The 14,091-nt window shown below is 43.1% G+C and carries 10 protein-coding genes; 7 read left to right on the top strand and 3 right to left on the bottom strand.

Going from position 1 to position 14,091, the window contains the following annotated elements; translation table 11 throughout:
* Positions 1-44: 44 nt before the first annotated feature.
* From AAIH57_RS07025 to garR, 3 genes are all read right to left on the bottom strand, one after another.
* Positions 45-1,364, bottom strand: a complete 1,320-nt coding sequence (locus AAIH57_RS07025; RefSeq protein WP_430021073.1) for a gluconate:H+ symporter — start codon at positions 1,362-1,364, stop codon at positions 45-47.
* Between the two features lie 133 nt (positions 1,365-1,497).
* Positions 1,498-2,934 carry a four-carbon acid sugar kinase family protein gene (locus tag AAIH57_RS07020; RefSeq protein WP_430021072.1) on the bottom strand — a complete coding sequence of 479 codons (1,437 nt, stop codon included), beginning with the start codon at positions 2,932-2,934 and terminating at the stop codon, positions 1,498-1,500.
* Complete coding sequence (gene garR, locus AAIH57_RS07015; protein ID WP_430021071.1) at positions 2,921-3,829, bottom strand: 2-hydroxy-3-oxopropionate reductase; 909 nt, start codon at positions 3,827-3,829, stop codon at positions 2,921-2,923. Before garR ends, AAIH57_RS07020 begins: the two co-directional genes overlap by 14 nt.
* 288 nt (positions 3,830-4,117) lie before the next feature.
* Here garR and AAIH57_RS07010 point away from each other — a divergent pair, with 288 nt between their 5' ends.
* The 7 genes from AAIH57_RS07010 to AAIH57_RS06980 all read left to right on the top strand — a co-directional run bounded on the left by AAIH57_RS07010 (position 4,118) and on the right by AAIH57_RS06980 (position 14,076).
* A complete protein-coding gene (locus tag AAIH57_RS07010; protein WP_430021070.1) occupies positions 4,118-4,771 on the top strand; it encodes a GntR family transcriptional regulator in 654 nt (217 codons plus the stop codon).
* A gap of 839 nt (positions 4,772-5,610) precedes the next feature.
* Complete coding sequence (locus AAIH57_RS07005; protein ID WP_430021069.1) at positions 5,611-7,842, top strand: S-layer homology domain-containing protein; 2,232 nt, start codon at positions 5,611-5,613, stop codon at positions 7,840-7,842.
* Positions 7,843-7,856: 14 nt separating this feature from the next.
* Positions 7,857-8,729, top strand: coding sequence for a GNAT family N-acetyltransferase (locus AAIH57_RS07000; RefSeq protein ID WP_430021068.1), 873 nt, complete (start codon positions 7,857-7,859; stop codon positions 8,727-8,729).
* Between the two features lie 324 nt (positions 8,730-9,053).
* Entirely contained in the window at positions 9,054-9,509 is a 456-nt protein-coding gene (locus AAIH57_RS06995; RefSeq protein WP_175398802.1) for a DinB family protein, read from the top strand.
* 187 nt (positions 9,510-9,696) lie between these two features.
* The gene (locus AAIH57_RS06990; RefSeq protein WP_430021067.1) at positions 9,697-9,852 is read left to right on the top strand and encodes a hypothetical protein; all 156 of its coding nucleotides are present in this window, start codon (positions 9,697-9,699) and stop codon (positions 9,850-9,852) included.
* A gap of 321 nt (positions 9,853-10,173) precedes the next feature.
* Positions 10,174-12,633, top strand: a complete 2,460-nt coding sequence (locus AAIH57_RS06985) for a GH39 family glycosyl hydrolase (protein ID WP_430021066.1) — start codon at positions 10,174-10,176, stop codon at positions 12,631-12,633.
* A 210-nt stretch (positions 12,634-12,843) separates the two neighbouring features.
* Positions 12,844-14,076 carry a PTS sugar transporter subunit IIC gene (locus AAIH57_RS06980; RefSeq protein WP_430021065.1) on the top strand — a complete coding sequence of 411 codons (1,233 nt, stop codon included), beginning with the start codon at positions 12,844-12,846 and terminating at the stop codon, positions 14,074-14,076.
* Positions 14,077-14,091 lie beyond the last annotated feature (15 nt).

The raw sequence follows: 14,091 nt of genomic DNA, 5'->3' as shown, positions 1-14,091 counted from the left end.
AAATAAAGGCATGGTTCGGTTAAGAACATGCCTTTATTTCTTGTTTACATAAACATATCCAGAATCAAAACACCAGCAAGTCCTACCAACGATATAATCGTTACCATAACAGACCAGGTTTTTATCGTTTTGCCGATACTGAGATTAAAATATTCCTTGTAAATCCAGAATCCTGCATCATTGACGTGAGAGAAGGTAACGCTTCCTGCACCCGCAGCCAGTACCATCAATTCTGGACTTACACCCGTTGCGGCAACCAGAGGCGCGGCAATACCGGCTGCTGTCATACCGGCTACAGTTGCAGAACCAACGGCAATCCTTAGAATTGCTGCAATCAGCCAGGTCAAAAGCAATGGGGAAAGGGTTGATCCCGACATGAGGTCAGAAATGTACTGGTCAATATGACTGTCGATCAAAACCTGCTTAAACGCACCACCACCAGCAATAATTAACAAAATCATTCCAATTCCACTTACAGACTCGCTTAGTGAGGTCATAATTTCAGGCATTTTCTTACCCAGATTTAATCCGAAAGTAAAGATGGCGACAATAACTGAAATTAATAGAGCTACATTCGCATTACCGATAAAATCAGTTACTGGTGAAATGGCTGATTCAGGCGCGAATATTTCGACAACGGTTTGAAGCGCGATCAAAATGACAGGTAAAAGAGCTGTGAACAGGCTGATTCCGAACTTAGGCAGTTCCTCTTCTTTAAATTCCTTTGGATTAAACAGACCTTTAGGGATGTCAATCTGCAAAGCTTCTTTTTTAAACAGTTTTGTATAAACAGGACCTGCAAGGATGAACGCAGGGATGGCAACGATTATTCCCAAGATCATCGTTAAACCGATATTCGCTCCAAAAACGTTAGCAACAGCTGTTGGGCCAGGGTGCGGAGGAACGAATCCGTGCATGGTTATAAGTGCTGCAATGACGGGCATCCCCAGATATAGAACGGGCACTCGAGCAGCTCTTGCAATTGTAAATACCAATGGAATTAAAACGACTACTCCGGTTTCAAAGAATAAAGCGATTCCAACAATAGCGGCAGTAATAACTGCAGCCAGCTGCGTTCGTTTTTGACCAAAGGCACTAATCATGGTTGTAGCAATACGCTGTGCACCACCAGAATCGGTCATTAGCTTCCCGAGTATTCCACCGAAAATAATGATCATCGTTAAATGTCCGAGTGTTCCACCCAAACCGGATTCGATGGATTCGACAGCTTCGATCGGGGACATTCCTTCAAGTACTCCTACTGCCAGGGAAACAATAATCAATGATATGAAAGCGTTTAATTTAAAGAACATCATTAATATGAGTAGCAGGATGACCCCAATCGTAACAGAGATAATTGGCATATATTTTTCCTCTTTTCCTTATTGGCTTAATAAAGGAGACCATACTGTAAGGAGTGCACTAAATTTTTTCAATTATAGTCATTGTAAAGTGTTACTCCTTACAGTCTGGCCAAAACTGATACGTACATTTAAATTACTTCGTACTTAGCATTTCAACAACTTCTCTCAAATCCGTTTTGGTACCCACGTTTCCAGGGAAGATGACATAGGAAAGGCCCGGGAATTTACTCTCACTGCCTGTTGTCCATACGGGAATGCCTGGCCGGATTTGTCCAGCAACGGTTGCTCTTTTGACCTCCAGACCATTCGTCCCAATATCACTTGAGGTTATACCACCCTTGGCAATAATATAGGCGGGTCTAACTTCTAGACGTTTTACAATACTGGTGACTGCATCTGAAATCTTAACGGAGAGCTTTAACTCTTCTTCTTTTCTGTTTTCTCCAAGATCCAATCGTTCTCTTCTTGTATAGACAGCTACATTTTTGCCTTGAAGAATCAGTTCATTGGTTGTGTCAACAACTCTGTTAAGCTCGGCTTCGAATTGATCTGGCTCCAGTACAAGGTGAACATTGAATTCGATAAACTCAACAGCTGCAGACTTCTGAAGTTCTCCGAATTGTTCCGTCGTCTTTTTCACATGTGATCCAATGATGACCAATCCGCCATGGTTCGTGTCGGCACTCATCATTTCCTCACGAGTGAGAAGGCTTTTATCGCTAATGCCTCCCATGACTTTCGTAAGTGCAGCCGCACTTCGGAATAGAAAATGCTTCCCCTTGTTTATGGCTCGAATTAAAGCGATGGCGAAGATCTGTACATCAGTATAGTCAACCGCGTTCACAATAACTTTATTGAAATTTTCTACATGCATGAGCTGCTGTTCAATGGATTCAATATTCATGGCACGCAGACTTTCCAGCGAAATGTAAGTCATATGTTCGGCTTGATATTTTCCATTTGATTTTTCCTCAGCCCATTCACCCAAATGTGATTTCGTGTAGCCAAAAGTGCGATCTTTTGAAAATTCGGTTTCTCCCGCAGGAATCAATTCCGTATCATACTGAACGTAGTGAATGTCATCAATTGTGAAGCGTCCGCCTTCTTTAAAGAAAGGGAGGAGTATCTCGCCGTCAAAGTGTGTATCAGACATTGCTTGAACGGTATCTTTCAATACTTCCGTTTCCAGCGGATAGTGTCCTCTTAATGTGGAGTCACCGCGGCTAATAATGATGAATTCACGATTGTTTTTCTTAGCAGCTTCTACAATATTTGCAGCAATTTCTTGATGTGCTTTTATCGTTTCTGCAGCTGTAAATCCGCGTGAATTGGTCAGAATAAAGAACATCGAATGTTCTTCCTGAAACCCTTTGTTGATACTTTCCAAGGACCAATCCGTATAGACCGATACGCCATGTACCGTTTGTACGCCAGTCGGATCATCATCCAAAACGATAATTTTGCGGTTGAAGCTTTGAAGTTCTTTATTGATCATTTCATTTATGAGGCTGTTGTCCAGAGAAGGGATTCTGCTGAAAACTTCTGCTGCAGACCGATTATTTGTTTTCATGGCCCAGTCCCCTAACTTCGACATTTGCGAGTTTTTCATAATATTGTACGATCCCGCCATGGTCGTCCATCAGTTTACCGTCCACTTTAAGCGCATGGAACATTTCCAACAGATGACTGGAAAGTGGGAGAGGGACACCGATCTCGTGAGCCGTATCCATGACATTGGTAATATCCTTCATATTGATCGCGATCGTACCGCCTGGAGCAAAATTTCTTTCCAGAATCAGCGGAACTTTGGCATCGAGCACTGCACTTCCCGCTAATCCGCCTCGGATCGCCTGATACATTTTCTCGATATCTATGCCCGCCTTAGCTGCCAAGACAAGAGCTTCGGACATGGCGGCAATGTTTAAATTCACGATGATTTGATTCGCTAATTTAGCTGTAACTCCGCAGCCGCTATCACCAACTAAGGTTACAGCCGTTCCCATGTCAAACAGTACTGATTTGGCTTCTTCGAATACGCTTTCTTTACCACCGACCATAATAGCCAATGTACCATCAATGGCTTTAGGTTCTCCGCCGCTTACGGGTGCATCCAAAAAGCCGACGCCTCTTTTGGCGGCTTCTTTTGCCAGAGCAATGGAAACAGCAGGAGTGATGGAGCTCATATCGATAATAATAGTGCCTTCTTTTGCTCCCGATAAAATTCCTTGTTCACCTAAAACAACAGCTTGCACATGTTGAGATGCAGGGAGCATGGTGATAATTATCTCACTGTTTTCCGCCACTTCTCTGGGTGAGGATGCCGCAGTTGCACCTGAGTCTACCAATATTTGAACCGCTTCCTGATTAAGATCATTAACGGTTAATGCATGTCCCGCTTTGGTGAGATTTAGAGCCATTGGTTTTCCCATGATTCCTAATCCAATAAAACCTACTTTTTTAGTCATGTTGTTTTCCTCCTGATACTGTTCTAAGAAAGGCTTTTATGCCTATGAATGGATATCTGTTCAAAAACTAGATTCAAACAACGTTGAAGCAGCTTGGTGTGCTGAAAATGATAATGTTTCCTGCGGCAACCGCTTACATCGTTGTTTGCGTTTTCATTGTATACTAAAAATATAAAATTGTATACATTTAAATATAATTTTGTATACAATTTATGAAAAGACGTATACTTTTATGGTGAGGCTTCGTTTATTGGAATGATTTTATGAACATAATTTGGTACTATATTTATGATGAGAAATGAAACTGAGGTGAAGTTTGTGCATGAAAATAATAGCTCACGACCGGCGTATCATCAGTGTTATGAAATTCTCCGAGACAAGATTTTAAACGGTGAGCTTCCTAGCGGTACTAAGATCGTTGAAGAAAAACTAGCTGCAGAGCTTGGAGTTAGCAGAACGCCCATAAGGGATTCCATACGAAAACTGGAGAATGAAGGATTAATCGTTCAAAAAAAAGTGGTTAAGCCAACCGAAAAGGATTTACGGAATTTATTTAATGTTCGTATATTGTTGGAAGGGTATTCAGCCAAATGCGCAGCGAATTTTCTCAAAGACACCGAGATTGAAGAGCTGTATAAGTATGTGGAGATTGGGAGAACAGGGACAAAAGATGAAATTATGTCGGCCAACGAAAGCTTCCACAATGACATTGTAAAAGCAAGTAATAATCCTCTCATGATCGATATTATAGACCGGATGCAAGCTATTATTTATCTGTTTAGGAAGACAGTCGTTATTTATAATCGTCCTCATCTTATTGATGAGCATGAGGAAATATATGAGGCAATCAGGTCCAGAGATGGTGAGAAAGCAGAAGATCTGATGAAAAAGCATCTAGAAAACGATTTGAACTTTTATCTTCATGTAATGAGCAATCAATGAGACTTGCCAATACGTGGTTAGAAAAGGAAAAGAGCCTGTCTTTGTATAAAGACAGGCTTAATTTAATTCGAACTATCAGGTGAACATTTTATTGTTCACTTAGCCTCAGCCTCCATTTTGTTATGAAAGGACCACTGTTTTTGTCCCGATTCATAAAAAACACTTGAAGTTCGTTTTTGAATAGCGTTTCTATTTGTGGTGTAAATGCCTCGTAACTTCGCTGACACTGGTAACTAATTGATGTTAGAAACTTAATAACCGAGAAGAAAATAGCCTCAAGGGTCTTTTCATTAATCTCCTCATGTGTACTTACTTCTTGAATCACTTCCCTCATGACACTCTCGCTTAATACTTTTTCAAGCAAGTCATATTTGTCAATAAAGTGATAATAAAGGTTGCACGATTAACCGTAGCAGCAGTTGTTATATCTTTAATGGTTATGTCTTTAAAATCATTTTTCATGGATAACTCAATAAATGCATCCATTAATAGCTTTCGCGTACGGAGAACACGGGGCAGAAGAATTGGCAGATAAAATATTGTATCAGCATGCGCTATTTGCGCATTCACGCTTTTTGGGACAATTTGATATGGGTGGTCAGCCAAGTCTTTGATTGCCAGTACTCAATTTCTTAGAGGACCAATTTTAGTCAAATCTAATACGAAGCAATCGTCAGATTTATTTTGAATATGCAGTATTTTAAATGAACTCACTCCTCTTTTAAAAATTATTTTTTTTACATATAAAAATTTAAGAGAAAAATGTCGAAATTTAATAAGCATCGTTTTTCACTCTTTGAGTGAATTGTTTATTTCAGGCACATATAGGGGGCACTAATTTGAAGAAGAAACTGCTTATTAAAGTCATGACAACAACCGCTTTGCTCAGTGCAAGCATCCAGCCTGCCTTCGCTTCAACGGATCTGACCGATATCAATGGTTCGTTTGCCAAAGATGCAATTCTGAAACTGGCTGAAGCAGGAATTGTCAGCGGGAAAGGTGACGGCAAGTTTGATCCAACCGGCAAAATAAACAGACAGGATTTCGCCATCATTCTTGTCAAAGCTTTAGGTCTGGATATGGACAGCGCGCCTGTAAAGCCAACCTTCTCAGATATTCCCGCAGACAACTACTCCTACAAATATGTTGAAGCCGCTATTAAAGCAGGTTTAATCAAGGGACTTGGAAACGGTACCTTCGGCTTGGGCCAAAATCTCTCCCGGGAGGATATGGCAGTGTTGTTTGCCAGATCGTTAAGCTATACTGCAGGTTCCGATATTGCAGTCGGTAAAGCGTCTCAGCTGACATTCACGGACGCAGCCTCCATCGCAGATTATGCTAAAGATTCGGTAGCCGCAGCCGTTGAGCTTGGACTGATTAATGGAAACGGCAACGGCACCTTTAACCCACAAGGCAATGCCAGTCGTGAACAGGTCGCTTTGGTGGCCAGTAAATTTCTGTCAGCCCAGCAAAAAATAAAAGAGGACATCGCGAACCAGCAGTCCGAGGAGCAGGAAACTCCTGCACTTCCGAGCACAACGCCTCAGCCAACGACTCCGGTTACCTCCGGCAGCTCAAACAGCGGAAGCAGCAGCGGCAGCACCGGGAGCCCGACAACCCCAACCGATAGCATACCTCCAACGGTGGTCATCATGTCATCCACACCTGTTCCGGTTGGCGGGAGCGTAAGTGTAACGAGCACGGAAATCGGGTCTGTGTATTTGGTGCCTTTTGAAGGCATTCCAGCGAACGTATCCGGGCTGAATACATTAGTAACAGAGCATCTTGCTGTGAAGGGAACCGTTACAGCAGCCAATACCGAAAGCTTCATTTCAACCGAGGGACTGGCTGCCGGAATATACCGGGCAGTTGCGGTTGATGCAGCGGGCAATGTTTCCGTACCTTCGGCTACGTCGATTGAACTGGTAGAGAACACAATTCAGACAACTTCAATCGTGTTCTCGGATGCGAGCACGATTGTGTTGAATTACGAGGAAGATTTGGACCCAGCCCATAAACCGACTGTCTCTAACGAGGATTGGGATACCATTACCTCAGATCTGGTTGTTAAAGGCCTAGATGGGGAGGTACCTTACCCTATTCAATTAGAAAATGAGGATGTCACGATTTTAGGGAAGCAGGTCATCATTAAACTCACTGAACCGGTGCAAGTCGAAGATAGCCTGTATATCTCGTATCAGCCGCATGCCGAGGAAAATGCTCTTCGCACGTTGTCTGGGAAAAAAGCTCAGTCAATTAGCGAATACAAAGTCCAATATTCAGAGAATAATGAATCCACACTATCATTGTCTCTAGTACCGAATGCTTCTTTTGTAGTTAATCCTTCTTTAGTAGCTAATGAACCGATTACATTATTTGTATCAACAAATCCCGAAAACTATAATAAGCGCAGTATTAAAAGCTTAATTCAGGTAAAGCGGGGCGAAACGGTAGAGAACTTCCAATACAATGCCGAAGATAACGATTTTGATATTATCGATGCAGAGCAGCAAGTACTGGGCAGCGTAAGTATCACTTCCAGCTCAGATGCACTGTCGATTGCTCCAAATGGAGATAATGGATTGACTATTATTCCTTATAACCTTATATCGGAAATGAACACTCAGCTTGTGTTTACACTTCACGAGGAGGGAAATGATCAATTGAAAGAGGTTGTACTTCCCGTTACAATCGATCAGAAGAAACCAACCGTAACGGATGTTACCTATGATAACGGCAAAGTTACGTTGGATTTTGATGAGCCCATTTCCGTTCCGTTAGGCTTTGCCAGTAGTCCTGTATTGGAATATTCACCTACAGGGGATTTTACTGGTGAAAATGGGGTGTTTTTAACTGGGAACATGTTAGATACGGGTAGTTCGGAAACAGATTATCTGTATTCCTTAGTTAATAATCAGCTAGTAATTTTACTGACGGATGAAGCCTTCACTAGATATGGCTTTGCATCCCCTGGAAGATTCCGAGTAACCCTCACCGATTATCAAGACTATGCGAAAAATTACCTTGAACAGAATCAGTGGGAAGTGTTTATTCCCGCGATCCAGGATTGAGCCAGCCAGCCCGAGTGGAATTTGTTATCTTTCAAAGGGCTGTTCCAGACGAATTTCACGCGTATCTTTCCATAGAGCATCGCTCAGTCCTTAAGCAAATGCCGCATTTCTACGCTGCCGTGGGCGTAATAATCGAAGGGAAACCGGCAGGAATTTCATTAATCCACCTTCCTGCTGATCCTAAGCGGTCGGCAAAGCTGCTAGATTTTTATATAGACGAGGCGTTTCGCCGGCAAGGAATTGGCCGAGCATTAATGAATCAGCTTTGCCTATTACTTAAGAAGGCGGGAGTTCAAGAACTGACTGTTGAATATCTGAGGAGTGAAAGGGATCAAACCCTGTTATCGGCTTTTTTTCAAGCTTGCGATTTTGATCTTCCGGTTCCCGGTATTTATGTGTACAGTTCATCCCTACAGGTACCACAAGAGTTCCCTTGGGTAAAACGCTTATCTCTGCCTGAAAGCTTTACAAGTAGTCCTTTTCATTCAATTTCGACTGAGGAGCGGAATCGGATTAAAGAGGGGATTGGAGAATGGTACCCCTCAATTTTGGATCCTTTTGCAGAAGAAGAGTTAATCGACAGAGGCCGAAGTGTTATTCTGCGTCACAACGGCGCGATTGTGGGATGGCTGATCTTTGAACCTTTTGACGACAAGACCATTCTATGTAAAACCATGTTTGTTCGCAATCCTTTTCAACGTATGGCCAGAGGTATTGCATTGCTGGCCGAGGCAAGCCGGAGGATGGCAACGGATCCGGTTTATACAGAATTGATCTTCTTTGTGGAAGCGGAAAATCAACCGATGGTGAAGTTTCTTAAGAAACATGTTTGTTCTCCACATATGAAAGAAGAAATTTTGTGGAGAACACATAAGACATTTGATTAGATTGAACAATATAATTCCTCCTCTTAGAGTTAAGCCTTGGCTTAACTCTTTTTTCATAACAAGAGTTAAGCTTTGACTGCGACCAAGAAGGGGAATGGACATTTTAGATCAACCATTAAACGTATGATAAAATGTGGATAGTGGTGATATGATGAACAAAGAAGAATTTCTGGTTGAGCTTGAAGAAATAATTGAGATAAGATGTATGTTGGAAACGGCATTGAAGACTTAACGTTTAAGCTATAATTTGATTTCGGATGCACATATGAAACTGGAGGAAAACAGTTGTTCAAGCAATCGATGAGAAAAGAGGGGGAAAACGAAATGAAGACGATCAAGGGTATGATGGATCACCTGTACTGGGCGAACGGACGCATCCTGGATGCGCTTGAGGAGAGTGGGACGAAGAACAAGGATCTATTGAAGCTGGTTCGGCATGTCGCGGTCGCGGAACGAGTCTGGCTCTCCCGATTGCAGCTCAAGGGCAGCGGTCAATATACGTTGTGGGAGGAAGCGGAAGACGTGACGGAGATCCGGACGATGTTCGAAGAAAACGCCGAGCAATATCGCGCCTATATTGAAGGGCTTGAGGAACCCGATTTGGACGAAATGATCGACTATGCAAACCAGAGCGGGGAACCGTTTCGAACGTCCGTCAGGGACATCCTGTCGCAAGTCCTCTTACATGGGCAATATCACCGGGGACAGATTAACCGGGCACTTCGGATCGAATCGGCAGAGCCTGTACAAATCGACTACATTACATACACAAGGCTTTAACTGGGACTAATAATCATCATTACTCTGAAAAGGAATCGGCGTTGAACTAACGTAAAACGTTAATTCAACGAATCAAGGGAGCGGTTTGCTGCGGCAGCTGCTCCCTCTCTTTTTTTTACGGGCAGGATAGTTTGCTGATTTCTTTGTTTGAACATAGTTATGATAAAGTAACACAGGAGGGATGGAAATGAGAATAGCAAAACGTATTGGAATAATGTCTTCAATGGGCTCCATGATCCTATGGGTTATATTAATTTTATTCAATCCATACACTCATGAACGTGCTGAGAATGATGTTATCATAAGCACGTTATTTTCACTTTTTATTCCAGCTCTTGTTTAGCATGGTTAGCATCCATTATCCAAAAGCCATCACTTATGTTTATTGCATTTTTCTGGTCACTTCCTATCAGCCTATATATGACGATGACCCCGAGTGTTTTTAAATGGTTTGGAGTTACTTCTATTATGTACCTCATATCCGGTATTTTGATCATTAGGGGAATTAGGTCTCGACTAAAGCGGATTAACTAGGGAAAGAATTGACTATGACTCATTGGGAATTTGTTTTCTTGCAAACGATACGTTTATATTAATCATTACGAGGGAGGGGAAGTCAATTCGTTATTTGTACGAGTTTATACAGCATCAGGACGACCTACCCATGAAGCTCTTTGTGAACAGCGTGAAACATGTTGATTTTCATTGGCATAAGGAAGTCGAAATTGTGTATGTCCTGCATGGCTCAATCATCATGTATCTGGATCAAAGGCAGTACACGCTCCATGAAGATGATGTTGTTGTGGTAAACAGTATGTCTGTCCATAAGATTGAGCGGACCAGTCATGACAATGTGCTTCTGACGCTGCAATTCGGTCCGGAGGTGCTAAACAATAATGCGTTTATCTCCTGCAATTCTGCTCTGAATAACGATGGAGATGAATTACGATTAACCAGCATCAAACAAAACCTTGCGCAAATGGTATGGGAAATCAACAAAAAAACGCAGGGTTATCAAAACTATACGTTAGGAAGACTGCAGACGTTATGCGGATGTCTTTTACGATATTTTGCCGACGGGACGAAGGTGGAAGCAGAGGAGAGCAGCAAGGAGTACGATTATAAAAGGCTGAACAGGGTCCTGGCTTACATTGATAGCCACTACAATGAGAAGATCACGCTGCAGGATATGGCGGCTTCCGAGCATTTGAGCATGCATTATTTCTCCCATTTCTTTACGGACAAAATAGGGATTCCCTTCCAAAAGTACTTGACGCTCATTCGCCTGGAGAAAGCCCAGGTTCAACTGACAGGGAGCGAGAAGAAAATTTCGGAAATCGCGCTGGATTGCGGATTCGCCAATGTGAAGCTGTTCAACAAATACTTCAAAGAAAAGTACGGCTGCACGCCTGGTTCATACCGTGAAGTGTCGCTAGCGCCGGAATACCAGAAACTGAATCAGAACCGAAAACCCAAAACGTACGAAGAATCTTCAAGCGGGGATTATTATGAGATGGACACGTTAAACGCGATGGGATCGCTGTATCGGTATCTGGACGTGAGAACGGAAACGGAGCAGGCGTTGCCCCCATCCTCGAAACCCCAAATGGAAGAGCAGCACGTGATCGAGATACGGAAAGACCACACTACAGCTGCTTATGAAAAGCACTGGAATATCACCATGACCGCAGGCCGAGCTGCAGAAGGTTTGCGCGAGGATTGGCGGAGGCAGTTGTCCGAAATAAGAGCACGAATTCCGTTTCAATACATCCGGTTTCACGGCATATTTAATGATGAGATGATGGTGTACAGTGAGAATGAGGACGGAACGCCAGTCTACAACTGGTCCTACGTGGACAAGCTCTATGATTTTCTTTTGGATCAGGGGGTCCGGCCATTCGTGGAGTTGAGTTTCATGCCGAGTCTACTTGCCAGGTCCAATGATACGGTATTTCGGTGGAAAGGGAATATCAGTCCACCATCCGATCCCGCCCGGTGGGAAGCACTTGTGTGTGAATTCATTCGTCATTGTTTAAACCGATATGGGGCACAAGAAGTGAAGAAGTGGTATTTCGAAGTGTGGAACGAGCCAGACTTGGCAGGAGTATGTTGGGCAGGGAGCAAGGAAGAATACTTCGCTTTTTATGAATCCACCGTTCGTGCCATCAAATCGCTGCTGCCCGAACTGAAGACGGGTGGCCCTGCTATGGGTTACGGATCGCTTTGGAACGATACTTGGACTGAAGAGTTTTTGGCATATTGCCAAAAGCGTGAAGTACCCTTAGACTTCTTTTCATTCCATATCTATTCGGAGTATCCGAAACTCAAAATTGAAGAAGATCGTCTGACCAAGATCATGCCTCCTTCGTTTTATAAGGATAGCATTGAACGTTTACGTCAAAAAATGAATGCGTCATCGTACGGACATGTTGAGCTTCATGTGACAGAGTGGAATTTTTTACTGTATGACCGAAACTTGCTGCACGATACGATGTTTATGGCTCCGTTTGTTATTTACCACACCGTGAATACGCTCGGTGACATAAAGGCGATGGCTTTCTGGTCCTTTACTGACGTTTTCGAAGAAAGCATCGTTCCGGCTTCACCGTTCTATGGAGGTTTTGGCCTGATCAATCGCGACGGACTGAAAAAGCCGGCTTATTATGCGTTTGAGCTAATGCAGAAGCTGGGGGACGAGCTGCTTGTCCAAGGAAATGGTTATGTCGGTACTCGAAAAAGTGATGGAAGCATGCAATTCCTGTTCTATCATTACGTACACGTAGATCAGCTTTTTGCGAGTGGAGACTGGTCGGAATTATCTGATTCAGCCCGATATGATGTGTTTGAGAAAAAAGGAAACAAGGCATTCGATCTCAAACTAGATAGTCTCAAAGGAACGTATAAATGCACCACCTATCGACTGGATCGGGAGCACGGATCGGTATATGACGAGTGGATTCGCATGGGATCACCCAATTTTTTAACAGAAGAAGAGATCTCTTATCTTAACGGCAGAAGCGGTCCGGTTATCCGAACAGAAATTGTGCAGGATCATCATTGGCGCAAAGAAATTCTGCTACCGCCGCATGGTGTAGCCCTGCTTATACTAGACCGGCAGTATTAAATGATTGTGGAATTTTAGACTCAAGGCATCCTTTCCGTAAGGAAGGGATGTTTTTTGTTGTTTATTTCAAGCCCAACCAGACATGATAGAACTATAGGCATGAAGAGGACAAAAAACGAACCAAGATGCGGCAAGTTACGACAAGAAAGCGTTAACATATAACTTTATACTAGGATTGTAGCAGCTAAGAGGAAAGTAGGGGGAGTTTGGATGAAGCGTTTTATGAAATGGATGACAGAATCGTTTGCACCCAGATTGGAGGCGTTTACGAACAATATTTGGGTCTCGTCGATTCAAGAAGCGATTATGGTCGCTATTCCGATGATTTTTATCGGTTCGATCATTACATTAATTTCGATATTGCAGGATTTCATTCCGGGAATGCCGGACCTGACGCCTATAACGACATTCAGTTTTGGTTTGTTGGGTTTGTTTATTGCTTTTCTGACGCCATATGTAGTTATGGAAAAAAGGGATCGTCACAAAATTAAGCTGCTTGCGGGCATGTCAGGGGTCTCCCTGTTCGTTATGCTGCTTAACCCGATTGTGAATGAAGATGGAACCATTCAGTTTATCCTTGAACGATTTGGTCCATCCGGCATGATTACGGCGCTCCTGGTGGGTGTGTTTGTTGCACTTGTCATGAATGTATGCAATAAATTCTCGTTTTTTAAAAAAGGATCCTCTCTTCCCGAGTTCATCATGGACTGGTTCGATTTTCTCGTCCCGATTGCATTGGTGTTAACGGCTGGATGGCTGCTCGTATACCAGCTTCATTTTGATATCTTTGCACTGATCGTGAGTGTATTCGAACCCATCAATGCCATGGGGCAGAGCCTGACCGGGTTTGTCTTGTTTAATTTCATTGGTGTTGTACTGTATTCCTTCGGCGTAAGTCCATGGGTCATGACACCGATCTGGTACGCCATATGGATACCCGCAATCGAAGAGAACGCCGCTCTCGTCGCGGCAGGACAAGATCCGGTCAATATCAATACCTTTGAAACCTTTTTCTCCGGCTGGCTTGGTATTGGGGGAATGGGAGCTACCTTGCCGCTTGTCGTCTGGTTCCTGCTGGCCAGATCGAAAAAGTTGAAGTCTGTCGGTAAGGCGACCATTATTCCATCCTTGTTCAATATTAACGAGCCAGTCGTGTACGGAGCACCGATTGCTTTCAATCCGCTTCTCATGGTACCGATGTGGATCAACGGACTGATCACGCCGATTATTGTGTATTTGGCGTTAGATATGGGCTTTGCAAGAATTCCGAGCCAAATCTTTCAATTGTGGTATACGCCAATCGGTCTGTCTACCTACATTATGTCCGGCTTCAACGGACTCATTTTGCTGGCAGTGATTCTGCTGATTGTATTCGTTGTCTGGTTCCCGTTTTTCAAACTGTATGATGCTCAGGAGCTGAAAAAGGAACAGGAACAAAACTGATTAAAAAGGATGGAT

The sequence above is a fragment of the Paenibacillus sp. MABNR03 genome, from assembly GCF_050455445.1.
In the GTDB taxonomy this organism is placed as follows: domain Bacteria; phylum Bacillota; class Bacilli; order Paenibacillales; family Paenibacillaceae; genus Paenibacillus; species Paenibacillus xylanilyticus.
Note: the sequence above shows the minus strand (reverse complement) of the source record. Positions and strands in the feature narration are given on the sequence as shown.

Excerpts from the sequence above, each read along its gene's own strand:
- AAIH57_RS07025 (WP_430021073.1), bottom strand. The coding sequence starts at position 1,364 with ATGCCAATTATCTCTGTTACGATTGGGGTCATCCTGCTACTCATATTA.
- AAIH57_RS07020 (WP_430021072.1), bottom strand. The coding sequence starts at position 2,934 with ATGAAAACAAATAATCGGTCTGCAGCAGAAGTTTTCAGCAGAATCCCT.
- garR (WP_430021071.1), bottom strand. The coding sequence starts at position 3,829 with ATGACTAAAAAAGTAGGTTTTATTGGATTAGGAATCATGGGAAAACCA.
- AAIH57_RS07010 (WP_430021070.1), top strand. The coding sequence starts at position 4,118 with ATGATGAGAAATGAAACTGAGGTGAAGTTTGTGCATGAAAATAATAGC.
- AAIH57_RS06995 (WP_175398802.1), top strand. The coding sequence starts at position 9,054 with ATGAAGACGATCAAGGGTATGATGGATCACCTGTACTGGGCGAACGGA.
- AAIH57_RS06990 (WP_430021067.1), top strand. The coding sequence starts at position 9,697 with ATGAGAATAGCAAAACGTATTGGAATAATGTCTTCAATGGGCTCCATG.
- AAIH57_RS06985 (WP_430021066.1), top strand. The coding sequence starts at position 10,174 with ATGAAGCTCTTTGTGAACAGCGTGAAACATGTTGATTTTCATTGGCAT.
- AAIH57_RS06980 (WP_430021065.1), top strand. The coding sequence starts at position 12,844 with ATGAAGCGTTTTATGAAATGGATGACAGAATCGTTTGCACCCAGATTG.